Origin of the sequence: Pseudomonas sp. P8_241 (genome assembly GCF_034008315.1) — a bacterium.
Lineage (GTDB): Bacteria > Pseudomonadota > Gammaproteobacteria > Pseudomonadales > Pseudomonadaceae > Aquipseudomonas.
The window spans coordinates 2,930,785-2,952,595 of sequence record NZ_CP125377.1 but is presented as its reverse complement, the minus strand read 5'-3'; the positions used below and the strand labels follow the sequence as shown (position 1 = coordinate 2,952,595).

Sequence of the window (21,811 nt, the reverse complement as noted above, 5' to 3'; positions counted from 1 at the left end):
CACAACGGCCCGCCATTTGGTGGGCCGTCGTGTTTCAGGTACGTTAATACGGCTGGCGAGGGACGCGCCGCTAGCGTACAAATTGTCGTTCATGACCCCCGGCTTTAAGGCTGACGATGCGACTGGCTTTCCCTACTTTGTTATTCACTGCCGCGGCCCTGCTATTGGGTGCCGTTGGTGTGAACGCGGCGCCGCAGTACGCAATGACCGTCTACGGCGAACCGGCCAAATACCCCGCCGGTTTCAGTCATTTTGCCTACACCAACCCGTTGGCCCCCAAGGGCGGCACGATGCGGCGATCGGCGATCGAAATCGGTCAATTCGACCATGTCCTGCCCTACATAGACAAAGGCATTGGCGTCTCGCAGATCGACGGCATGCTCTATTCGCCGCTGGCCCAGCGCTCACTGGACGAACCCTATACCGTATACGGCCTGGTGGCGCAGACGATGGAACGCTCCGATGACGGCCTGTCCCTGCGCTTTGAGCTCAATCCCAAGGCGCGCTTTGCCGACGGCAAGCCCATCACCGCCCAGGATGTGCGCTATACCTTCGACCTGCTGATGACCCAGGGCAGCCTGCGCTATCGCACTCAGTTCGCCGACGTCAAAGGCGTCGAAGTTGAATCACCGCTGACCGTTCGCTTCGACTTCAAGAACAACGAAAACCGCACCCTGCCCCTGGACATCGCGACCCTGCCGGTGTTTCCCGAACATTGGTGGAAGACCCGGGACTTTGCCGGCGGTGGCGGCTACGAGCCACCACTGGGCAGCGGCCCCTATAAAGTAGGCAAAGTCGACTCAGGGCGCAGCATCACATTCGAACGCAACCCCGATTGGTGGGGCAAGGATTTGCCGGTCAGTCGCGGCCTGTACAACTTCGATCATTTCAGCATCGAGTACTTCGGTGATACCGACGTCGCGCGCCAGGTACTGCGCGGCGGTGCCTACGACTACAACCGCGAGTTTTCCGCTACCGGCTATTCCATCGGCTACGACAGCCCGGCCCTGAGTGATGGTCGCCTGCAAAAGGCTCACCTCGCCACCGAAGCACCGCAACCATCCCAGGGTTTTGTATTCAATCTGCAAAAGCCGATGTTCCAGGACCGTCGCGTGCGTCAGGCACTGGTAATGCTGTGGGACTTCGAATGGAGCAATCGGCAGATGATGCGCAACCTGTACATCCGTCAGCAGAGCTTCTTCTCCAACACCGACCTCGCCGCACGGCAACTGCCGGATGCCGGTGAGCTGGCGATTCTCGAGCCGTTACGTGGGCAAATTCCCGACGACGTCTTCGGCAAAGTGTTCGAGGCACCGAAAACCGATGGCAGCGGTGTGATTCGCGACAAGCAGCTGCAAGCACTGGATTTGCTCGAACAGGCTGGCTGGAAACCCGATGGCGATCAACTGGTGAACGCCGAGGGTGAGCCCTTGAGTTTCACGTTCCTGGTCAGCCAGAACGGCATGGACCGTTTGCTGTTGCCCTACAAGCGCACACTGAAGCAGATCGGCATCGAATTGAATATCCGCCGCATCGATTCATCCCAGTACGTCAATCGTCTGATGAGCCGCGACTACGACATGATCGTCACCGGCTATCCGGTGACCACGTCTCCGGGGGGCGAGTTGCTCAACTATTTCGGCTCGACCGCCGCCACTGACCCCGGCTCCAACAATTACATGGTGCTGAAAAATCCGGCGGTGGACACCTTGATCGCCGGGCTGGTACGCGCCAATACCCAGGCCGACATGCTGCACTATGCCCATGCGCTCGACCGCGTGCTGCAATGGAATTACTACTGGATTCCCAATTATTACCCACCGGGCACCTCGACCGTCTGGTGGAATCGCTTCGGCATCCCGAACGTGCAGGCGAGCAATGACGAAGCCATCGAGAGCTGGTGGGAAATGAGCACCACGCCTTTGACCAATCAGCAAATGACTGCCGAGCGTATCCGCCGTGGCAAACCCGGAGGGCCGCACTGATGTGGGCTTATATACTGCGGCGCCTGCTGCTGATCATTCCGACGCTGGTGATCATTCTTCTGGTCAATTTCGTGATCGTCCAGGCAGCGCCCGGCGGCCCGGTGGAACAAGCCATCGCGCACCTGCAGGGCATCGGCGGGGCCGCGGCCGGCGGCGGTTCGAGTGACTCGGTGAGCAGTACCTCCCGAGCCAGTCGCGGCCTCGACCCACAATTGATCAAGGACATCGAAAAACAATACGGCTTCGACAAACCGGCGCACGAGCGTCTGTGGCTGATGCTCACCAGTTACGCCCGGCTGGATTTCGGCAAGAGCTTCTTCCGTGGCGCCACGGTCACCGACCTGATCCTGGAAAAAATGCCGGTCACCATTTCCCTCGGGCTCTGGGCAACGCTGATCACTTATCTGGTGTCGATCCCGCTGGGCATTCGCAAGGCCGTGCATCACGGCAGTCATTTCGATATCTGGAGCAGCACGGCGATCATTATCGGCTACGCCATGCCGGCGTTTCTGTTCGCCATGTTCCTGATCGTGATCTTCGCTGGAGGCACCTCGCTGAACTGGTTTCCGGTTCGCGGACTGGTTTCGGACAACTTCGACTCACTGTCGACCCTCGGTAAAGTCGCCGATTACTTCTGGCATCTGGTCCTGCCGGTTTCGGCGCTGGTGATCGGCGGGTTCGCTACGCTGACCATCCTGACCAAAAACTCGTTCCTCAACGAGATCACCCGGCAATACGTGGTGACTGCCCGCGCCAAGGGCTTGAGCGAGCGCCGCGTTCTGTACGGCCACGTGTTCCGCAACGCCATGTTGCTGGTGGTGTCGGGAATCCCCCAGGCGTTTATCAGCGTATTTTTTGCTGGCTCGCTGCTGATCGAGGTGATCTTTTCCCTCGATGGCCTCGGTCGCATGAGTTACGAAGCGGCGGTGTCGCGGGACTATCCGGTGGTGTTCGGCTCGCTGTTCATATTCACCTTGTTCGGTCTCTTGATAAAACTGGTCGGTGACCTTTGCTACACCCTGGTCGACCCGCGCATCGATTTCGCCGCGAGGAACGCCTGATGTTGACGCTCTCCCCATTGGCGCGTCGCCGCTTCGAGCGCTTCAAGAAAAACCGCCGTGGCTGGTGGTCTCTGTGGCTGTTTATCGGCCTGTTCGGCTTGACCCTCGGCGGCGAACTGATCGCCAACGACAAACCGCTGATCGTCAGTTACCAAGGTCAGTGGTACTTCCCGGCTCTCAAGCGCTACACCGAGCAGGAGTTTGGCGGACAACTGCCATTCCAGGCCGATTACCGCAGCGATTACGTGCAACAACTGATCAAGAAGGACGGTGGCTGGCTGCTGTTTCCGCCGATTCCATTCAGCGACGACACACCCAATTACGACCTGAACAAACCCGCACCGAGCCCGCCGACCCGCGTGAACTGGCTCGGTACCGACGACCAGGCACGGGACGTGCTGGCCCGGGTGATCTTCGGTGCGCGGGTGTCGATTCTGTTTGCCCTGATGCTGACGTTTGTCAGCGCCCTGATCGGCATCGCCGCCGGTGCCCTGCAAGGTTACTACGGCGGTTGGGTCGATCTGCTGGGTCAACGGTTGCTCGAAGTCTGGTCCGGGCTACCCGTGCTGTACCTGCTGATCATCCTGTCCGGGTTCGTCGAGCCGAATTTCTGGTGGCTCTTGGGGATCATGGCGCTGTTTTCCTGGCTGGCCCTGGTGGACGTGGTGCGCGCCGAGTTCCTGCGCGGACGCAACCTGGAATACGTCAAAGCCGCGAGAGCACTGGGCTTGAGCGACCGCAAGGTCATCGTGCGGCACATCCTGCCCAACGCCATGAATGCGACCTTGAGCTACCTGCCGTTTATTCTGACTGGGGCTATTTCGACCCTGACGGCGCTGGATTTCCTCGGTTTTGGCATGCCTGCGGGCAGCGCTTCGCTGGGCGAACTGATCGGCCAGGGCAAGCAGAACCTGCAAGCGCCGTGGCTGGGGCTGACGGCGTTTTTCACCCTGGCGCTGATTCTTTCTTTACTGGTGTTCATTGGCGAAGCGCTGCGCGACGCCTTTGACCCTCGCTCTTGAAGCGGAACATTGATATGACCAACCTGATCGAAATCCGTGATCTCAGCGTCGCCTTCAGCGGCCAGACCGTCGTGCGCAACCTGTGCCTGGACATCCGCCCCGGCGAATGCCTGGCGCTGGTGGGCGAGTCCGGCTCGGGCAAGTCCGTCACGGCGCATTCGATCCTGCAATTGCTGCCCGAATGCGGCACCGAGACGACCGGCAGCATTCGTTATCGCGGCCAGGAACTGGTGGGGGCCGACGCCGGTAAATTGCGCAAACTGCGCGGTGACCGCATCGCGATGATCTTCCAGGAGCCGATGACTTCGCTCAACCCGCTGCACAGCATCGAAAAGCAAATCGGCGAAACGCTGCTGGTGCACAAGGGTATGGCCGGGAAAGCGGCGCAGGCGCGGATTCTTGAGTTGCTGCATCTGGTGGGCATCCAGAAACCCCAGGAGCGACTGAAAGCCTACCCCCACCAGCTGTCTGGTGGACAGCGCCAACGGGTGATGATTGCCATGGCCCTGGCCTGCGAGCCGGAATTGTTGATTGCCGACGAACCCACCACAGCGCTTGATGTGACGGTGCAGCGCAAAATCCTGCTGCTGCTCAAATCCTTGCAGCAACGGCTGGGCATGTCTCTACTGCTGATCAGCCACGACCTCAACCTGGTGCGCAGCATCGCCCAGCGCGTGTGCGTGATGAAGGCCGGTGAGATCGTCGAACAGGCCCCTTGCGAAACCCTGTTTACCGAACCCAGGCATCCTTACAGCTGCGTGTTGCTTAATGCTGAACCCGAGGGTGAAGCCCTGCCCCGGGACGAACGCGAAAACGTGCTGGAGGTTGATGATTTGCGGGTGCGGTTTCCTGTCAGTGGCGGACTGTTCCAGCGCAAGACCTACCTGCACGCCGTGGATGGCATCAGCCTGAACATACAGCGCGGCAAAACACTGGGCATCGTCGGCGAATCCGGTTCCGGAAAGTCCACACTGGGCCAGGCCATCCTGCGCCTGCTCGACTCCGAAGGCAGTATTCGCTTTCAGGGCGAAGCGCTGGAGGGCCTGACGCAAAAACAGCTACGCCCATGGCGAAAGAAGATGCAGGTGGTGTTCCAGGATCCGTTTGGCAGCCTCAGCCCGCGCATGTCGGTGGCGCAAATCATCAGTGAAGGCCTTGAGGTGCACAGCCAGTTGACGGCGGAGCAATGCAACGCCGAAGTGATTCGGGCGTTGCAGGAAGTCGGTCTCGACCCGCAAAGCCGCCATCGCTATCCCCACGAATTTTCCGGCGGCCAACGCCAGCGTATCGCCATCGCCCGCGCGTTGGTGCTCAAACCCGCGTTGATTTTGCTCGACGAGCCCACCTCCGCGCTGGACCGCACGGTGCAAAAACAGGTCGTCGCCCTGCTTCGCCAGCTTCAGGAAAAACACGGTTTGACCTATTTGTTCATCAGCCATGACCTGGCGGTGGTACGCGCCCTCGCCCATGACATGATCGTGATCAAGGACGGCAAGGTGGTGGAAAGCGGCGCCAGCCATGATGTGTTCGATTCGCCGCAGCATCCGTACACCAAAGAGCTGATGGCGGCGGCGCTGATGGGGCATGCATAATCCGCGCAAAAGACATTGATCTTCAACAAGGGAATCCCCCCATGAACACCACCGAAAGCCTCAAGGACTACCAGCGCGTGCGCCTGCTGGCGATCCGTTCGTTGTTCGAGATCATCGAGCAGTCGAGCGAGGGTACGGTGATTGTCGACCGCGATGCCAACATCGTCTGGATGAACGAGCGCTATGCCCGACGCTTCGGCCTGCAATCGGCAGAAAGTGCAATCGGCAAGCCCTGCGAAAGCGTCATTCCCGGCAGCCTGCTGCGGGAAGTGGTGCGCACCGGCCGACCGATTCTGCTCGACATGCAGGACACCTCCAAAGAACCGCTGGTGGTCATGCGCCTGCCGATTCATGACGATGCCGGCGTGGTGATCGGCGCCATCGGCTTTGCCCTGTTCGACGAATTGCGCAGCCTGTCGCCCATGCTCAAGCGCTACATGAGCATGCAGGAAGAACTGGCCTCCACCCGTTCGCTGCTGCGGGCGCGGCAGACCAAATACAACTTCGCTCATTTCATCGGCACCAGCGCCGCCAGCCTGGAAGTCAAACGCCGGGCGCGCCGCAGTGCCAGCACGGAGTCCCCGGTATTGCTGCTCGGCGAAACCGGTACCGGCAAGGAACTGCTGGCCCAGGCGATCCACAATGCTTCGCCGCGTGCGCACAAGGCATTCGTCAGCATCAACAGCGCGGCCATCCCGGAGTCATTGCTTGAAGCCGAATTTTTCGGCACCGCGCCGGGTGCCTTCACCGGCGCCGATCGCAAGGGCCGCGCCGGCAAGCTGCAAATTGCCCAGGGCGGCACCTTGTTTCTCGATGAGATCGGCGACATGCCGCTGCCCCTGCAAAGCAAACTGTTGCGGGTGCTGCAGGAAAAGGAATTCGAACCGGTGGGCTCCAACGAGGTGATCCAGAGCAATGTGCGGGTCATTGCCGCGACCTCCACCGACCTCGAAGCGGCGATCAAACGCGGCGAATTTCGTGCCGATCTGTATTACCGCCTGAACGTCTTGCCGATCCAGGTTCCGCCCCTGCGCGATCGCCTCGACGACCTGCCGGCCCTGAGCGAAGCGATTCTGGAGGAACTGCGCAGTCAGCATGAATTGCACCACGAAGCGCTGGCGCTGCTGAGCCAACATGCCTGGCCGGGAAACATCCGCGAATTGCGCAACGTGCTGGAACGCGCCGCCCTGCTCAGCGATGACTTGCGCCTGACAGCAACCGATCTGCGCGCAGCCATTGGCACCTTCACGCCCGTTGAGCGCGTGTCACCGTTGCCCCTCGAACCGATTGTTGATGAGACGTTCAGTGCGGCGCGGGAACGGTTTGACCGGCATTTGATCGAGGCCACCCTGGCGCAATGCGGGGGGAAAGTGATTGAAGCGGCGGCACGCCTGGGGCTTGGACGGTCTACGTTGTACAAGAAGATGGTGGCGTTGGGGATTGTTTAGTCTCCTTAAAGAGACACTCATCTCTATTTGTAGATGGATTTTAGAGATCAAAAGATCGCAGCCTTCGGCAGCTCTTACGGGGTGGTTATGCATTCCAGCGTAGGAGCTGCCGAAGGCTGCGATCTTTAAACACCATAAAAACGTCTCAATAAAGAGACAAGCCTTTCGCAACAATATCGACGAATAACAATAAATCATTATATTTCAACAACTTAGCTATCTGGCACAAAACTCGCTATACGCCTCTCCTGCAAAAGATCCACCCTACAAAAATAACAACCCAGGAGACACACCATGAGTGTGATCATTGCCTTGGCAGCCCTCGCGCTGCTGATGCTGGCTGCTTACCGTGGCTACAGCGTTATCCTTTTTGCCCCGATTGCCGCTCTTGGCGCCGTCCTGCTCACCGACCCTTCAGCCGTCGCGCCCGCCTTCACCGGCGTGTTCATGGAGAAAATGGTCGGCTTCATCAAACTGTATTTCCCGGTGTTCCTGCTCGGTGCGGTGTTCGGCAAGTTGATCGAGCTGTCCGGATTTTCGCGCTCCATCGTTGCCGCCGCGATTCGCCTGCTCGGCACTCGTCAGGCCATGCTGGTGATCGTGCTGGTCTGCGCCCTGCTGACCTACGGCGGCGTCTCGCTGTTCGTGGTGGTCTTCGCGGTCTATCCGTTTGCCGCCGAGATGTTCCGTCAAAGCAACATTCCCAAGCGCCTGATTCCTGCGACCATCGCCCTGGGCGCGTTCTCGTTCACCATGGACGCCCTGCCCGGCACGCCGCAGATCCAGAACATCATTCCCAGCACCTTTTTCAACACCACCGCGTGGGCGGCGCCGTGGCTGGGTGTGATCGGCACCATCTTCGTGTTCAGCGCCGGCATGCTGTTTCTCCAGCGCCAGCGCAACAAGGCCCAGCGCAGCGGTGAAGGCTATGGCTCGGACCTGCGCAACGAACCGGAAACCGCCGCCGACATCAAGCTGCCCAACCCGTGGCTCGCCCTGTCGCCGTTGCTCGCGGTGGGCATCATGAACCTGCTGTTCACCCAGTGGATTCCGCAGTGGTACGGCAAGACCCACAGCCTGGCACTGCCGGGTATGGCCACCCCGGTGACCACCGAAATCGCCAAGCTCACCGCCATTTGGGCGGTTCAGGCGGCGTTGCTGGTGGGCATCCTCATGGCGCTCGCGTTTGGTTTCCAGGCGATCCGCAGCAAGCTCGCTGAAGGCAGTAAAAGTGCGGTCAGCGGTGCTTTGCTGGCGGCGATGAACACCGCCTCGGAATACGGCTTCGGTGCGGTGATCGCCTCGCTGCCAGGCTTTCTGGTGCTGGCCGACTGGCTCAAGGGCATTCCTAATCCGCTGGTCAATGAAGCGATTACCGTGACCCTGTTGGCCGGTATCACCGGCTCCGCATCGGGTGGCATGAGTATCGCGCTGGCGGCGATGTCCGAACAATTCATCAGTGCCGCCCACGCCGCAAACATTCCCCTGGAAGTCCTGCACCGGGTTGCCGCGATGGCCAGCGGCGGCATGGACACCCTGCCGCACAATGGCGCGGTGATTACCTTGCTGGCGGTCACCGGCCTGACCCACCGCGAGGCTTATAAAGACATTTTCTGTATTACGCTGATCAAGACCCTGGCGGTTTTCGTGGTGATCGGCACCTTCTACGCCACTGGCATTGTGTGAGGTATTCATGACGACTCTTTCGGGCAAGACCGCACTGGTCACCGGTTCTACCAGCGGCATCGGCCTGGGGATTGCCCTCAGCCTGGCCAAGGCTGGGGCCAACCTGATCCTCAACGGGTTCGGCGATGCATCCAAAGTGATTGCCGACGTGGCACAGTTCGGCGGCAAGGTCGGCCATCACCCGGCCGATGTCAGCGACCCGGCGCAAATCGCCGACATGATCGCCTACGCCGAGCGTGAGTTTGGCGGCATCGACATTCTGGTCAACAACGCCGGCATTCAGCATGTTGCCCCCGTCGATGAATTCCCCGTGGAGCGCTGGGATTCGATCATCGCGATCAACCTGTCGTCGGTGTTCCATGGCACTCGACTGAGCCTGCCGGGCATGCGTGCCAAGGGTTGGGGTCGGGTGATCAACATTGCCTCGGTGCACGGGATGGTCGGATCGGTAGGCAAAGCCGCTTATGTCGCGGCCAAGCATGGGGTGATCGGGCTGACCAAGGTGGTCGCCCTGGAAACCGCGACAACCCAAATTACCTGCAACGCCATCTGCCCCGGATGGGTACTGACGCCGCTGGTGCAAAAGCAGATCGATGATCGCGCCGCCACCGGGATCGATCCGCAGCAGGCGCAGCACGATTTGCTGGCCGAGAAGCAGCCGTCGCTGGAGTTCGTGACACCACCGCAATTGGGTGAACTGGTGCTGTTCCTGTGCAGTGATGCGGGGAGTCAGGTACGCGGTGCGGCGTGGAATATCGATGGTGGGTGGTTGGCGCAGTGATCAACTGCCAGACCCTGTGGCGAGGGGGCTTGCCCCCGTTCGGCTGCGAAGCAGTCGTAAATTTTTATCATGAGTTGAAACGGGCGCAGGTTTAGGGCGGCTGCGCCACCCAACGGGGGCAAGCCCCCTCGCCACAAAAGTCCGATTTAATGCGAACATAAGAAGAGGCAAGCCATGTCCGACATCCTCTGGCAACCCAGTACCGCACGCATCGGCAAGACCCGCATTGAAGCGTTCCGGCGCTTGATCAATCAGCGCCATCACCTGCACATCGACGACTACCCCGCCCTCCACCAATGGTCCATCGATCAGCGACAGGACTTCTGGCAAGCCATCGTCGATTTTTTCGATATCCGCTTCCACCAGCAACCCGACGCGGTGCTGCAGGAAGGTTCGCAAATGCCCAACGCCGAGTGGTTCCCCGGCGCCACCCTGAATTTCGCCGAACATCTGCTGCGTCGTCGCGACGATGCCGTGGCGGTGGTGGCGATCGCTGAGAACGGCCAGCGCGAACACTTGACGTGGGCCGATTTGGCGGAGCATGTCGCCGGCTTTCAGAACGGCTTGATCGCTGCCGGTGTCAGCGTCGGCGATCGGGTCGCCGCGTGCATGCCTAACACTTGGCAGACCCTGGTGGCTATGCTCGCGACCACCAGCCTTGGTGCGGTCTGGTCTTGCTCGTCACCGGACTTCGGGACCCAGGGCGTGGTCGACCGCTTCGGCCAGATCGAACCGAAAGTGCTGCTGACCTGCGCCGGCTACCGCTATGCCGGCAAGGACATCGACCAGACCGCCAAGGTCAACGAAATCCTCGAACGCCTGCCGTCGTTGCAGCAACTGGTCGTTGTGCCTTACGCACGGCCAGAAGCGCACATACAAGACTTCCACACAATGGCCAACGTCACGCTGTGGGACGACTTCTATGTTGCCGGCGGCGAGCCGGATTTTGTCGCTGTGCCATTCGCCCATCCGCTGTACATCCTCTATTCCAGCGGTACCACCGGCGTACCCAAATGCATTATCCACGGCACCGGTGGCGTGCTGCTGCAACACGTCAAGGAACACGGTTTGCATTCCGATCTTGGCCCCGGCGAACGCTTGTTCTACTACACCACCTGCGGCTGGATGATGTGGAACTGGCTGGTCTCGGCGCTGGCGGTGGGCAGCGCTGTGGTGTTGTATGACGGTTCCCCCTTCCACCCTGACCCCCAACGCCTGGTCGACCTGATCGATGACGAGCGCATCAGCGTCTTCGGCACCAGCCCGAAGTTTCTCGCGACCCTGGAAAGCAGCGGCGTGAAACCTAGAGCAAGCCATGACCTGAGCGGTCTGAAAACACTGCTCTGCACCGGCTCCGCGCTCTCGCCGCAAAGCTACGATTACGTCTACCGCGACTTCAAGTCCGACCTGTGCCTGGCCTCGATGTCGGGTGGCACCGACATCGTTTCATGCTTCGTCAACGGTAATCCGCTGCAACCGGTACGCCGTGGCGAAATACAAGGCAAGAGCCTGGGCATGGCCGTCGAAGTGTGGAACGACGACGGTCATGCCGTGATCGGCGAGAAAGGCGAACTGGTGTGCACCCGACACTTCCCGGCGATGCCGATCGGACTGTGGAATGATCCGGATGGAGAAAAGCTGCGGGCGTCCTATTTCAGCCAGTTCCCCGGCGTCTGGGCGCAAGGCGATTACGCCGAGCAGTTACCCCATGGCGCGATGATGATCCACGGGCGCTCCGACGCGGTGCTCAACCCCGGCGGCGTGCGTATCGGTACGGCGGAGATCTATCGGCAGGTAGAAAAAGTTCCGCAGGTGCTCGACAGCGTTGCTATCGGTCAGCAATGGCAGGATGACGTGCGGGTGGTGCTGTTCGTGCGCCTGCGCGACGGCGTTGAGCTCGACGAACAACTGCAACAGCAGATCCGCCAGATCATTCGTGCCAATACCACGCCGCGCCACGTGCCGGCGAAAATTGTCGCGGTGACGGACATCCCGCGCACCATCAGCGGCAAGGTCGTGGAGTTGGCGGTGCGTAATGTGGTGCATGGGCAGAAGGTAAAAAACACTGATGCCCTGGCCAATCCCCAGGCACTGGAGCAATTCCGTGACCGACCTGAACTGATGGATTGAAATGGGATTACCTGTAGGAGCAAGCTTACTCGCGATAGCGGAGTGTCAGTTGACATCAATGTAATTTGACCCGACGCCATCGCGAGCAAGCTCACGCCTACATTGACCGCTCAAGCCTCTGAATCAACCGGCGCCTGTCACCTGTGCAAGAATAGCCCCAGCCAAAGCGACTCACGCGCAGGACCTTTTGATGAACGCAACACCGACCGGCAGCGACGCCCAAGCCTTGATCGCCCGAATGGACTGGACCAGCAGTCCACTGGGCGCTGCCAGTACCTGGCCTCAGAGCTTGCGAACCGCCGTGGATATCGTGATTCACTCACCGATGCCGATGCTGTTGCTGTGGGGACCGCAACTCACGCAGATCTACAACGATGGCTTCGCCCTGTTGGCCGGTGGCAAACATCCGCAGGCTTTCGGCCAGCCGACGCACCAGATCTGGCCCGAACTGAAGGACTTCACCGACCCGATCTACAGCGCTGTTTTGCAAGGCCAGGTGCGAACCTACAGTGAACAGCGATTCACCTTGCAGCGTGGCGGCCAGGATTCCGACTTCTGGCTGGATCTGACCTACAGCCCAATTCGCGATGAAAGCGCCCAGGTCGCGGGCATCCTGGTCACGGCGATCGAAACCAACGACCGGCGTCGCATCGCCCTCGAACTCGAACAGCGCTCGGCGGCGAGCCTCAAGGCCCAGCGTGAAACCGAGGAACGCCTGCAACTGGCTCTCGCCGCCACCGACGCGGTCGGCACCTGGGATTGGGACATTGGCGAGGACCGCTTTATCGCCGACGCCCATTTTGCCCAGTTGCACGGCATCGAGCCGTCCATGGCCGGCCGGTTGCCGATCAGTGAGTACCTGCACGGCGTGCACCCCGAAGACCGCACCCTGATCGCCCGCAGCATCAAACACTGCATCACCCACGGCACCGAATACGCCGAGGAATACCGCCTGCTGCAACCCGACGGTCAGCTGCGCTGGGTGTTTGCCCGCGGACGCTGCTACAAGGATCACCATGGCCGGCCGATCCGCTTTCTCGGTGCCGCCCTGGACCTGACCGAGCGCAAACACACCGAGCAGGCGTTGCGCCAGAGTCAGACCGAGCTGCAACTGATCATCAACGCCATGCCGATCCTGATCAGCTACGTCGACCGCGAAGAGCGCTTTCGCCTGAACAACGCCGCCTACCTCGACTGGTACGGCCTGACTCCCCAAGAACTCTACGGCCGCACCATTGTTGAAGTGCTCGGAGAAGAAGCCTACGCCCTGCGCGCCCCCTACATCGCCGAAGCCCTGTCCGGCAAACCCGGTTGCTTCAGCATCAGCACCCCACACCGCGACGGCAGCGTTCGTCAGGCCTTGATGAATTACCTGCCGCGTCACGGTGCCGACGGCGCGGTGAACGGTTTCTACATCTTCGTGATCGACGAAACCGAACGCAAAAAAACCGAAGAAGCCTTGCGTATTCTTAACGAAACCCTTGAAGAACGGGTCGTCGCCCGCACCCGGCAACTGGCTGAAGCGAACGAGCGTCTGCAGAACGAAATGTTCGAACGCGAACGCGCCGAAGACGCCTTGCGCCATGCCCAAAAAATGGAAGCGGTCGGCCAGCTCACCGGCGGCATCGCCCACGACTTCAACAACATGCTCACCGGCATTCTTGGCAGCCTCGACCTGATGCAGCGCTACATTGCCGAGGGGCGAACCGAAGAGATCGGACGTTTTGCCGAGGCAGCAATGTCCTCGGCCAACCGTGCCGCCGCCCTCACCCATCGGTTGCTGGCGTTCTCAAGGCGTCAGTCGCTCAACCGCAAGCCGCTAAATGCCAACGAGTTGATCCATTCACTGGAGGACCTGCTCAGCAGAACCAAGGGCGATCACATCGAGCTTCAATTGCAACTGACCGAGAATCTCTGGAGGGTCAACACCGATGTCAGTCAACTGGAAAACGCGTTGCTCAATCTGGTGATCAACGCCCGGGACGCCATGCCCGATGGCGGTGAACTGCGCATTGAAACAGCCAACGTGTATCTCGACGAGAGTGAAATCACGACCCTGGAACCGGTCAATGCCGGTGACTACGTGATGATCGCAGTCAGTGACAATGGCACCGGCATGACGCCTTCGGTGTTGGCCAAGGCCTTCGACCCGTTCTTCACCACCAAGCCCATCGGCCAGGGCACCGGTCTGGGCCTGTCGATGATCTACGGCTTTGCCCAGCAATCGGGTGGCCATGTCAGCCTGTTCAGCCTGCCCGGTCGTGGCACCAGCGTGCGTTTGTACCTGCCGCGCCTGCATTCGACCGAAGAAGAAAAAGAACCTGCACCGGTCGTTAGCGAAGCACCCGCGGCGATTGCCGGTGAAACCGTGATGCTGGTCGAAGACGATCCGGCGGTGCGCATGCTGGTCCTCGATCTGCTGAATGAACTCGGTTACCGCGCCCACACCGCCGAAGACGCCAGGGGTGCACTGCCCGTGCTTGAGTCCGGCTTGCGCCTGGACCTGCTGGTCACCGACGTCGGGCTGCCGGGCATGAATGGCCGGCAACTGGCGGAGATCGCCCGCCAGCATCGTCCGGGCCTGAAAGTGTTGTTCATGACCGGTTACGCGGAAATCGCCGCCGAGCGCCAGAGCTTCCTGGAAGACGGCATGGACATGGTGACCAAACCGTTTTCGATCGACCTGCTGGCCAACAAGATTCGTACGATGATCAGTCAACCAGGCTGACTTGAGGCATAATCGCGCGCCCCCGCTAGCACCCACATAGCCACCACCGTTGCAAGGTACCGTCGATGAAAGCTCAAGCCCGCCACATTTTGGTGAAAACCTCGGAAGAAGCCGAGCAACTCAAACAACGCATCGCCAAGGGTGAAGCGTTCGATGTGCTGGCCAAGAAGTATTCAACCTGCCCGTCCGGCAAACGCGGTGGTGATCTGGGTGAAGTACGACCGGGGCAGATGGTCGGTGCGATCGATGCGGTGATTTTCAAGAAACCGCTGCGTACCGTGCATGGACCGATCAAGAGCAAGTTTGGTTATCACCTGGTGCAGGTGTTTTACCGGGATTGATGTATCCCCCCTCCTACAGGGATTTGTGAATTGCACCGCTTACCGTGGAATCAATGTCCCCGGCACCTGAATCACCCGGCTCGCCAGCCGATGCCCGGCGTCGGCGGCTTCAACTGGACTCCCGTCCTTGAGCCGCGAGGCCAGATACGCCGCACTGAACGAATCCCCCGCCGCCGTGGTGTCCACCACCCGTTCGACCTTCTGCGCCGGCACCTCGAATGACTCGCCGGCACACCGAATCAGACAGGCATCGGCGCCACGCTTGAGCACTACTTCCGGCGTGCCGATCTGCTCATACGCGGCGAACACTGCATCGTCATCGGCAAACTGAAACAACGCCTGCTCGTCATCCACCGTCAGCAACGCCAGATCGATGTACGGCAACACACCACGATACGCCGCCCGCGCTTCTTCAACCGAAGCCCACAGTCGTGGCCGGTAGTTATTGTCGAACACAATGCGCGCCCCCCTCTGTCGCGCTTCGATCAGGGTTTCCAACAACTTCTGGCGCCCCTGCCCTCCCAGCACTGCCAGGGTTATACCGCTGAAATACAGCACGTCGCAAGCCGGTCTGGAAACCGTACTACCAGAGCTACCTGGCCAGAGGCCTAAAAGGTACTCAAGCCTTGGTTATCCTGGCACGCAAGCTCGCCAGAGTGATGTTCGCGCTGATGAAAAACCAAAGTGAATACACGCCAAATTCTATGCTTGGGGGTTCCCCCCCAAACATAGAATCTCCCACATTGGAGTGCATTCCACCGTAGGAGCCGGCTTGCTGGCGATGGCCGCACCGCAGTTTCTGTCTTAGAAACAGGTTTCCATGGTCTCGATGACATTCAACTGCTCATCCACCAGGCAGCCAACACGCCACTTGTCGAACGTCAGGCAAGGATGCGAAGTACCGAACGAAATGATGTCACCCACGCGCAAATCAATACCCGGCGCCACAATCATGAACGCATGTTGATCCATCACCGCCGTCACCTTGCAGGCGCCGACATCGTCGCCCGTGGCCGGCACCACACCCGCCTTGTAACGCAGCAACGGCACCGGCAGCCCGGCGTCGTAGGCAACGTCGCGCTTGCCCAGGGCAATCACCGCAAAACCCGGTTCCGGCAACGACTGAACGTGCGCCCAGACTTCCAGCGCCGGGCGCAGACCTTCGTGCAAGTCGCTGCGACGGTCGAGCACGCAGCATTGCGCTTCCTTGTAGATGCCATGGTCGTGCGCCACGTAACTGCCGGGGCGCAGCACGCTGAGGAATCGCCCGGCAGCGTTCTGCGCTTCGAAGGACTCGGCAATCAAGTCATACCAGGCCGAGCCCGACGCGGTGATGATCGGCTTGGGAATCGCAAAAGCACCGCTGTCCTGCAACTGCACCGCAAGACGTACCAGCGACGCGGCGAAATCACGAATGCCGGTCACCGCGTGATCGCCATGGATCACGCCTTCGTAGCCTTCAATACCAGTCAACGCCAGCGCCGGTTGCGCCGCAATCGCCTTGGCCAGATCAAGCACTTGCTGTTCGCTGCGGCAACCGCAACGCCCACCGACCACGCCGTATTCGATCATCACGTTCAGACGCACGCCGCGCGAGGCGAAATACGCGCCGAGGTCGGCGACGTTGTCCGGGTGATCGACCATGCAATAGAAGTCGAAGCCCGGGTCGGCCAGCAAATCGGCAATCAGTGCCATATTCGGTATGCCGACCAGTTGGTTGGCCATCAGCACCCGGCGCACGCCATGGGCGTAGGCCGCACGGGTTTGCGTGGCGCTCGCCAATGTGATGCCCCAGGCTCCGGCGTCCAGTTGCCGATGAAACAGCGCCGGAGTCATGCTGGTTTTACCGTGGGGCGCCAGTTGCGCACCGCTGTTGCTCACGAAGTCCTGCATCCAGCGGATGTTGTGTTCCAGCGCCTCGCGGTGCAGCACCAGAGCCGGCAGGCTGACGTCACGGACCAGATGGGCGCCGGTCTGGGCAAAGCCTTTTTCCACACCAGCAGTGTTTGGGGCAGTAGACATGCTCGAACTCCTCACAATCGCGGCAGCAGGCAGCCGCTGTTATTCGTTGATCCGACGGGCCAGGCCGTTTGCGCTGTCGATCAGCACCCGGCGATAGTCGTTGTAGTTTTTCTTCGCATCGGCCCGTGGGGCGACGATGCACAGGGTCGCGACAGCGACGCCGCCGGGGTCTTTGACCGGGGCGGCGAAGCAATGGGTAAAGGTGTCGGCAACGCTATCAAAGGAGAAAAAGCCGTCGATAGCGGCCTGACGGATTTCCTTGAGAAACTGCTCCAGCGGCAAGCGCTCGCCGCCTGGCAGGATGAAGTCGTCGTGATCGATCAGGTCGGTGATTTCCTGATCACTCATGTGCGCCAGCAGCAAACGCCCGGATGCCGTCCAGGGAATGGGGGCGTTCTCACCGATGTCCGAGGAAATGCGGAAATGCCGCTCACCTTCTTTCATCAACGCCACGGTGTATTTGCGCCCGTTGAGCAGGCACATCTGCGCGGTTTCATGGGTCTGTCGCACGATCTCTAGCAGGGCGTGGTCGGCTTCACGGGTCAAGTCGAAATGACGCAGGTGTGCCTGGCCGAGGAAGTACAACTGGCGGCCAAGATAGACATGGCCGTCCTTGCCCACCGGTTCGAGAATCCGTCGCTCCAGCAATGAAGCCACCAGCTCATAGACTGTGGATTTGGGGCTGCCGATGCCATTGGCGATGTCGTTCGGGCGCAGGGGCTGGCCGATTTCCTTGAGAAAATCGAGGATATCGAACGCCCGGTCCAGACCGCGTGCCCGGCGCTTGATGGTGTCTTCGGTCATTGCAGTGGTTCCCATAAAAGTGCCGGGCGAGGTCGCCATCGCCCGCAGGTCAGCTCCCATTCCCCCTGTGGGAGCTAGCCTGCTAGCGATGAAGCCACCTCGGTTCAAGCCTTTTTCTTGTACGCAACGCAGTCAATCTCGACCTTGCAGTCGACCATCATGTTCGCCTGCACACACGCGCGAGCCGGCGCGTGCTCTGGCTTGAAGTACTCGGAAAACACCTTGTTGAAACTCCAGAAATCCCGTGGATCTTCCAGCCAAACGCCGGTGCGCACCACGTCTTCCAGGCCATAACCGGCTTCTTCCAGGATCGCGATCAGGTTCTTCATGGTCTGGTGCGTCTGCTCGACGATGCCACCGACAATAATCTCGCCATCCAGCGCCGGCACTTGTCCAGACACGTGCAACCAGCCATCGGCTTCAACGGCACGGGCGAAGGGACGCGGCTGGCCGCCGCCGGCGGTGCTGCCAGTGCCGTAACGAGTGATGCTCATGAGTGCTTCTCCTGCTCGATGGTGGAGGTTCAAGCGCTTGCTTTCGGAAACACAAGGGAGGCGTGCGCCAGGACATATACGGTTCCGCTATAGCGGAACGTTTGTCGCTATAGCGGAGACTGCCGCAAAGTGTGCCACAAGATCGCAAGGAATGTGAAGAGATCCTGCCAGGTCTGTTCATGCTCCAACCTCAATGCTTGAAGGATGCCATCACCCGTTCGGCGTTTTCTTCGCAGGCCATGCCTTCGGGGCGGGCCTGGATGGTATCGATCCAGCCCAGCAGTTGAGCCTTGCTATGGGCGAGGTGGCGTTGCATTTCCTCGATCTGCCCGATCTTGCGGTTAAGTCCTGCCAGGAGTTCGTCATGCTTGAACGCCCCCGTCAGCGTGTCCGGCAACAGTTGCTTGAGCTCTTCGAGACTGAAACCGGCCTGCTGCGCGCACTGAATGATTTGCAGGGTTTGCAGCGCCTGTTCCGAGTAACGCCGATAGCCGTTTGAAGCGCGCTCGACTTGACGGATCAACCCCTGAGCCTCGTAAAAGCGGATGCGTGAAGCGCTCAGGCCGCTCAACTGTGCCAACTCGCCAATCTTCATAACGACCTCATTTACCTGCTTGACATTAAAGTTAACTTTAAGCTTAGGCTCTGCTCATCACTTCGAGGAGTCAAGCATGTCGCCCTTTCAGACATTGAAATTGCCTAACGGCCAGACCATCGGCAATCGCATCGCCAAAGCCGCGATGGAGGAAAATCTCGCCGACATCGACCAGGCGCCTGATCGCGCATTGTTTAGCCTGTATCAAGCCTGGGCAGGGGGCGAAGCGGGGTTACTGTTGACCGGCAACGTGATGATCGACCGCCGCGCCATGACCGGCCCCGGTGGCGTGGTGCTGGAAGATGAACGTCACCTGCAACGTTTCCGTCAGTGGGCCGACATTGGCCGGGCTGGTGGTGCGCAGTTCTGGATGCAGCTCAATCATCCCGGCCGCCAGACCATGGCCAACCTTGGCCAGCAAGCCTTGGCCCCCTCGGCGGTGGCGCTGGATCTGGGTTCTTTTTCGAAGATGTTTGCCGAACCCAAGCCCATGAGCGTGGGCGATATCGAAGACGTGATCCGACGTTTCGCCAGCAGCGCTGCGCTGGCAGAAAAAGCCGGATTCACCGGCGTGCAGATTCACGCTGCCCACGGCTACCTGATCAGCCAGTTTCTCTCCCCATTGACTAATCGCCGCACGGATCGTTGGGGCGGCACGCTGGAGAATCGTGCGCGCCTGCTGTTGGACGTGGTCCGCGCCGTGCGCAAGACCGTGTCGGCGCAATTCTGTGTCGCGGTTAAGCTCAACTCGGCGGATTTCCAGCGCGGCGGGTTCGACGCCGACGACGCCCGGCAAGTGATCGAATGGCTCAACGATCAACACATCGACCTGCTGGAACTGTCCGGTGGCAGCTACGAAGCACCAGCCATGCAGGGCGAAGCACGGGATGGCCGGACCTTGGCGCGTGAAGCGTACTTTCTGGAAATGGCCGGCGATCTGGCGAGTGCGGCAAACATGCCGGTGATGGTGACGGGCGGGATTCGACGTTTGCCGATTGTCGAACAGGTGCTCGACAGCGGCATCGCCATGGCCGGGATCGGCACGGCACTGGCCGTTGAACCGCTGCTGGTCAAACGCTGGCGCGAAGGACAGGACTGCCACCCGCAATTGCCGCCGATCCGCTGGAAACGCAAACCGCTGGCAGCGCTGGCGAGCATGGCCGTGGTGAAGTTCCAACTGCAGCGCTTGAGCCGAGGCCGCACGACCCAACCGCAGGTTTCAGCGATTTGGGCGTTGATTCTGGATCGTTTGTATATCGCCAGGCGCACGAAGCAGTATCGGCAGGCGATGGGCAAATGATTCAACATTGATAGTGACTGACATGCCGCCATCGCTGGCAAGCCAGCTCCTACAGGGGACTCCACCGTTCCTGTAGGAGCGAGCTTGCTCGCGATGAGGCCAGTGCAGGCAACCTCCAACTCAGCCCTGAAGCAACTCGTCGATATGCCGGTATTCAGCCTGCAACTGCGCTGCCAACACCTTGCTGCGTCCCAGCCGAATCGGCCCACGCTCGATATCAATCAACAATCCCGGACACGCCAGCTCCGACAGAATCGGCCAGTCCTTCAATCGCCCATCCGTCACCAACAACAATCGTTGCTGTTCCGACGGAAAGCGCTTTTGCCGCGCCGCCAGCCAGTGCCTCGCCTCACCCAACGCGGCCAATAACGGCGTCCCGCCACCCGCGCCCAACCCATCAAGCCAACCGCGCAAACCCTTCGACGCCTTCAAACCCTGCACCTGCCATTTCGGTGCGACACCGCTGGCGGTCAGCAGTGCCAGGCGCGCACGCTGGCGATAGGCGTCATCGAACAATTGCGCGAGCACGCCTTTGGCGTCACTCAATGCCTGATGGCGACGGGTCGAGGCCGACGCGTCGACAATCACCAGCCACAGCTCATGGGGTGAACGGGTGCGCAGGTGAAACAACAGATCGTCGCGCTGACGGGGCCGACCGTTAAGCAAAGTGCCAGGCCAATTGACCGGACCACTTCGGGCGGCGTGACGCTTGCCTTGTTTACCGTGATCCAGCCGTCCGGCGCGGGGTCTGGCATTCGCCCCCACATCAGAACGAGGGCGAATGCCTAGGGCTTTTTTGGCCAGCTGGGCACTTCTCGTCGGGCGCCGACCGGCAATGCCTGCGCGGGCATTTCACCCCACTGGCCCTGGCCGTCGTTCGCGTTGGTGTGCTGGGCGGCGGACGGCTGCGGGGCATGGGAGTTTTGCGGCGTCGGCGATGAATGCTCGCGACGACGATGACGCAAGGCGAATTCGGCGACCGCGTCGATATCTTCGTCAGCGATCGCATCGGCGGCGCGCCACGCGGCATGGGCACGCGCAGCGCGCAACCAGACCAGATCGGCGCGCAAGCCATCGACACCCGCGGCAAAACAGCGCTCGGTGATCTGTGCCAGCGCTGCATCGTCGAGGGGAATGCTCGCTAAAGCGCAACGCGCCTTGTGGCAACGCTCACGCAAAGTCGCTTGCTGGTTTTCCCACCTGGCACAGAAGCCTTCAGGATCGCTGTCGAAATCCAGGCGTCGACGGATGATCTGCCCGCGTTCAGTCGGCGCGGTGTGACCGGCAAGTGCAACGTTCAATCCAAAACGGTCAAGCAATTGCGGCCGCAGTTCGCCCTCTTCCGGGTTCATGGTGCCGATCAGCACAAACTTCGCCGAGTGCCGATGGGAGATACCGTCGCGTTCGACCAGGTTGGTGCCGCTGGCGGCCACATCGAGTAGCAGATCCACGAGATGATCGGGCAACAGATTGACCTCGTCGACGTAGAGCACGCCGCCGTCTGCCCTGGCCAGAACGCCGGGTGAAAACTGCGCGCGCCCTTCGCTCAGTGCGGCGTCGAGGTCAAGGGTGCCCACCAGCCGTTCTTCAGTAGCGCCCAGGGGCAAGGTGACCAACTGACCACTGGCCAGCAGGTCCGCCAAGCCACGGGCCAGGGTCGACTTGGCCATCCCGCGGGGGCCTTCGATCAGCACGCCGCCGATTTTCGGGTCGATGGCGGTCAAGCACAACGCGAGCTTCAAATCGTCGGCGCCGACCACGGCACAGAGGGGGAAATGCGGGGTCTCGGTCATCGTAAATACTCAGTCATGGTCGGGGTGTC

The 21,811-nt window shown here is 60.6% G+C and carries 17 protein-coding genes and 2 pseudogenes; 12 read left to right on the top strand and 7 right to left on the bottom strand.

Annotation, left to right across the window (positions count from 1 at the left end; genetic code table 11):
- Positions 1–116 precede the first annotated feature (116 nt).
- The 10 genes from QMK58_RS13440 (at position 117) to QMK58_RS13395 (ending at position 14,774) form a co-directional block, all read left to right on the top strand.
- Positions 117–1,985 carry an extracellular solute-binding protein gene (locus QMK58_RS13440; RefSeq protein WP_053160873.1) on the top strand — a complete coding sequence of 623 codons (1,869 nt, stop codon included), beginning with the start codon at positions 117–119 and terminating at the stop codon, positions 1,983–1,985.
- Positions 1,985–3,046 carry a microcin C ABC transporter permease YejB gene (locus tag QMK58_RS13435; protein ID WP_053160874.1) on the top strand — a complete coding sequence of 354 codons (1,062 nt, stop codon included), beginning with the start codon at positions 1,985–1,987 and terminating at the stop codon, positions 3,044–3,046. Before QMK58_RS13440 ends, QMK58_RS13435 begins: the two co-directional genes overlap by 1 nt.
- Positions 3,046–4,068 carry an ABC transporter permease gene (locus tag QMK58_RS13430; RefSeq protein WP_053160875.1) on the top strand — a complete coding sequence of 341 codons (1,023 nt, stop codon included), beginning with the start codon at positions 3,046–3,048 and terminating at the stop codon, positions 4,066–4,068. Before QMK58_RS13435 ends, QMK58_RS13430 begins: the two co-directional genes overlap by 1 nt.
- Before the next feature lie 14 nt (positions 4,069–4,082).
- Entirely contained in the window at positions 4,083–5,660 is a 1,578-nt protein-coding gene (locus QMK58_RS13425; RefSeq protein ID WP_053160876.1) for an ABC transporter ATP-binding protein, read from the top strand.
- A gap of 41 nt (positions 5,661–5,701) precedes the next feature.
- Complete coding sequence (locus QMK58_RS13420; RefSeq protein WP_053160877.1) at positions 5,702–7,108, top strand: sigma-54 interaction domain-containing protein; 1,407 nt, start codon at positions 5,702–5,704, stop codon at positions 7,106–7,108.
- A gap of 294 nt (positions 7,109–7,402) precedes the next feature.
- A complete protein-coding gene (locus QMK58_RS13415) occupies positions 7,403–8,794 on the top strand; it encodes a GntP family permease (RefSeq protein ID WP_320396428.1) in 1,392 nt (463 codons plus the stop codon).
- A 7-nt stretch (positions 8,795–8,801) separates the two neighbouring features.
- Complete coding sequence (locus QMK58_RS13410) at positions 8,802–9,575, top strand: 3-hydroxybutyrate dehydrogenase (RefSeq protein WP_053160879.1); 774 nt, start codon at positions 8,802–8,804, stop codon at positions 9,573–9,575.
- Between the two features lie 174 nt (positions 9,576–9,749).
- Positions 9,750–11,705: an acetoacetate--CoA ligase gene (locus QMK58_RS13405; protein ID WP_053160880.1), complete on the top strand. Its 1,956-nt coding sequence runs from the start codon at positions 9,750–9,752 to the stop codon at positions 11,703–11,705.
- A 190-nt stretch (positions 11,706–11,895) separates the two neighbouring features.
- Positions 11,896–14,433 (top strand): PAS domain-containing protein, encoded by a 2,538-nt coding sequence (locus QMK58_RS13400; protein WP_320396427.1) that lies wholly within the window; start codon positions 11,896–11,898, stop codon positions 14,431–14,433.
- Between the two features lie 65 nt (positions 14,434–14,498).
- Positions 14,499–14,774, top strand: coding sequence for a peptidylprolyl isomerase (locus QMK58_RS13395; RefSeq protein ID WP_053160882.1), 276 nt, complete (start codon positions 14,499–14,501; stop codon positions 14,772–14,774).
- A gap of 39 nt (positions 14,775–14,813) precedes the next feature.
- Here QMK58_RS13395 and QMK58_RS13390 read toward each other — a convergent pair.
- Positions 14,814–15,344: pseudogene (locus QMK58_RS13390) on the bottom strand (sugar kinase); the annotation flags it as partial.
- On the opposite strand from QMK58_RS13390, the pseudogene QMK58_RS13385 reads away from it, so the two are divergent.
- Positions 15,329–15,538, top strand: a pseudogene (locus QMK58_RS13385) (hypothetical protein); the annotation flags it as partial. The pseudogenes QMK58_RS13390 and QMK58_RS13385 sit on opposite strands and share 16 nt — an antisense overlap.
- Before the next feature lie 40 nt (positions 15,539–15,578).
- Here QMK58_RS13385 and QMK58_RS13380 read toward each other — a convergent pair.
- The 4 genes from QMK58_RS13380 to QMK58_RS13365 all read right to left on the bottom strand — a co-directional run bounded on the left by QMK58_RS13380 (position 15,579) and on the right by QMK58_RS13365 (position 18,689).
- Entirely contained in the window at positions 15,579–16,796 is a 1,218-nt protein-coding gene (locus tag QMK58_RS13380) for an amino acid deaminase (protein ID WP_320396426.1), read from the bottom strand.
- A 39-nt stretch (positions 16,797–16,835) separates the two neighbouring features.
- On the bottom strand, positions 16,836–17,600 hold the full coding sequence (locus QMK58_RS13375) for an IclR family transcriptional regulator (protein WP_053160884.1): 765 nt from the start codon (positions 17,598–17,600) through the stop codon (positions 16,836–16,838).
- Between the two features lie 104 nt (positions 17,601–17,704).
- A complete protein-coding gene (locus QMK58_RS13370; protein ID WP_053160885.1) occupies positions 17,705–18,094 on the bottom strand; it encodes a RidA family protein in 390 nt (129 codons plus the stop codon).
- A 190-nt stretch (positions 18,095–18,284) separates the two neighbouring features.
- Positions 18,285–18,689, bottom strand: coding sequence for a MerR family transcriptional regulator (locus QMK58_RS13365; protein ID WP_320396425.1), 405 nt, complete (start codon positions 18,687–18,689; stop codon positions 18,285–18,287).
- Positions 18,690–18,765: 76 nt separating this feature from the next.
- Between QMK58_RS13365 and QMK58_RS13360 the strand changes: the two genes are divergently transcribed.
- The gene (locus QMK58_RS13360) at positions 18,766–19,989 is read left to right on the top strand and encodes an NADH:flavin oxidoreductase/NADH oxidase family protein (RefSeq protein WP_053160887.1); all 1,224 of its coding nucleotides are present in this window, start codon (positions 18,766–18,768) and stop codon (positions 19,987–19,989) included.
- Positions 19,990–20,109: 120 nt separating this feature from the next.
- Here the strand turns inward: QMK58_RS13360 and QMK58_RS13355 are convergent, their stop codons facing one another.
- Together QMK58_RS13355 and QMK58_RS13350 are read right to left on the bottom strand one after the other, a co-directional pair.
- On the bottom strand, positions 20,110–20,655 hold the full coding sequence (locus QMK58_RS13355) for a vWA domain-containing protein (protein ID WP_053160888.1): 546 nt from the start codon (positions 20,653–20,655) through the stop codon (positions 20,110–20,112).
- 119 nt (positions 20,656–20,774) lie between these two features.
- Positions 20,775–21,782, bottom strand: a complete 1,008-nt coding sequence (locus QMK58_RS13350) for an ATP-binding protein (RefSeq protein ID WP_320396424.1) — start codon at positions 21,780–21,782, stop codon at positions 20,775–20,777.
- Between the last annotated feature and the right edge of the window lie 29 nt (positions 21,783–21,811).

Bases quoted from the DNA above. Each gene is read 5' to 3' on its own strand.
- QMK58_RS13380 (WP_320396426.1), bottom strand. From the start codon at position 16,796: ATGTCTACTGCCCCAAACACTGCTGGTGTGGAAAAAGGCTTTGCCCAG.
- QMK58_RS13435 (WP_053160874.1), top strand. From the start codon at position 1,985: ATGTGGGCTTATATACTGCGGCGCCTGCTGCTGATCATTCCGACGCTG.
- QMK58_RS13375 (WP_053160884.1), bottom strand. From the start codon at position 17,600: ATGACCGAAGACACCATCAAGCGCCGGGCACGCGGTCTGGACCGGGCG.
- QMK58_RS13410 (WP_053160879.1), top strand. From the start codon at position 8,802: ATGACGACTCTTTCGGGCAAGACCGCACTGGTCACCGGTTCTACCAGC.
- QMK58_RS13370 (WP_053160885.1), bottom strand. From the start codon at position 18,094: ATGAGCATCACTCGTTACGGCACTGGCAGCACCGCCGGCGGCGGCCAG.
- QMK58_RS13405 (WP_053160880.1), top strand. From the start codon at position 9,750: ATGTCCGACATCCTCTGGCAACCCAGTACCGCACGCATCGGCAAGACC.
- QMK58_RS13420 (WP_053160877.1), top strand. From the start codon at position 5,702: ATGAACACCACCGAAAGCCTCAAGGACTACCAGCGCGTGCGCCTGCTG.
- QMK58_RS13360 (WP_053160887.1), top strand. From the start codon at position 18,766: ATGTCGCCCTTTCAGACATTGAAATTGCCTAACGGCCAGACCATCGGC.
- QMK58_RS13350 (WP_320396424.1), bottom strand. From the start codon at position 21,782: ATGACCGAGACCCCGCATTTCCCCCTCTGTGCCGTGGTCGGCGCCGAC.
- QMK58_RS13415 (WP_320396428.1), top strand. From the start codon at position 7,403: ATGAGTGTGATCATTGCCTTGGCAGCCCTCGCGCTGCTGATGCTGGCT.
- QMK58_RS13440 (WP_053160873.1), top strand. From the start codon at position 117: ATGCGACTGGCTTTCCCTACTTTGTTATTCACTGCCGCGGCCCTGCTA.
- QMK58_RS13365 (WP_320396425.1), bottom strand. From the start codon at position 18,689: ATGAAGATTGGCGAGTTGGCACAGTTGAGCGGCCTGAGCGCTTCACGC.
- QMK58_RS13430 (WP_053160875.1), top strand. From the start codon at position 3,046: ATGTTGACGCTCTCCCCATTGGCGCGTCGCCGCTTCGAGCGCTTCAAG.
- QMK58_RS13425 (WP_053160876.1), top strand. From the start codon at position 4,083: ATGACCAACCTGATCGAAATCCGTGATCTCAGCGTCGCCTTCAGCGGC.
- QMK58_RS13395 (WP_053160882.1), top strand. From the start codon at position 14,499: ATGAAAGCTCAAGCCCGCCACATTTTGGTGAAAACCTCGGAAGAAGCC.
- QMK58_RS13400 (WP_320396427.1), top strand. From the start codon at position 11,896: ATGAACGCAACACCGACCGGCAGCGACGCCCAAGCCTTGATCGCCCGA.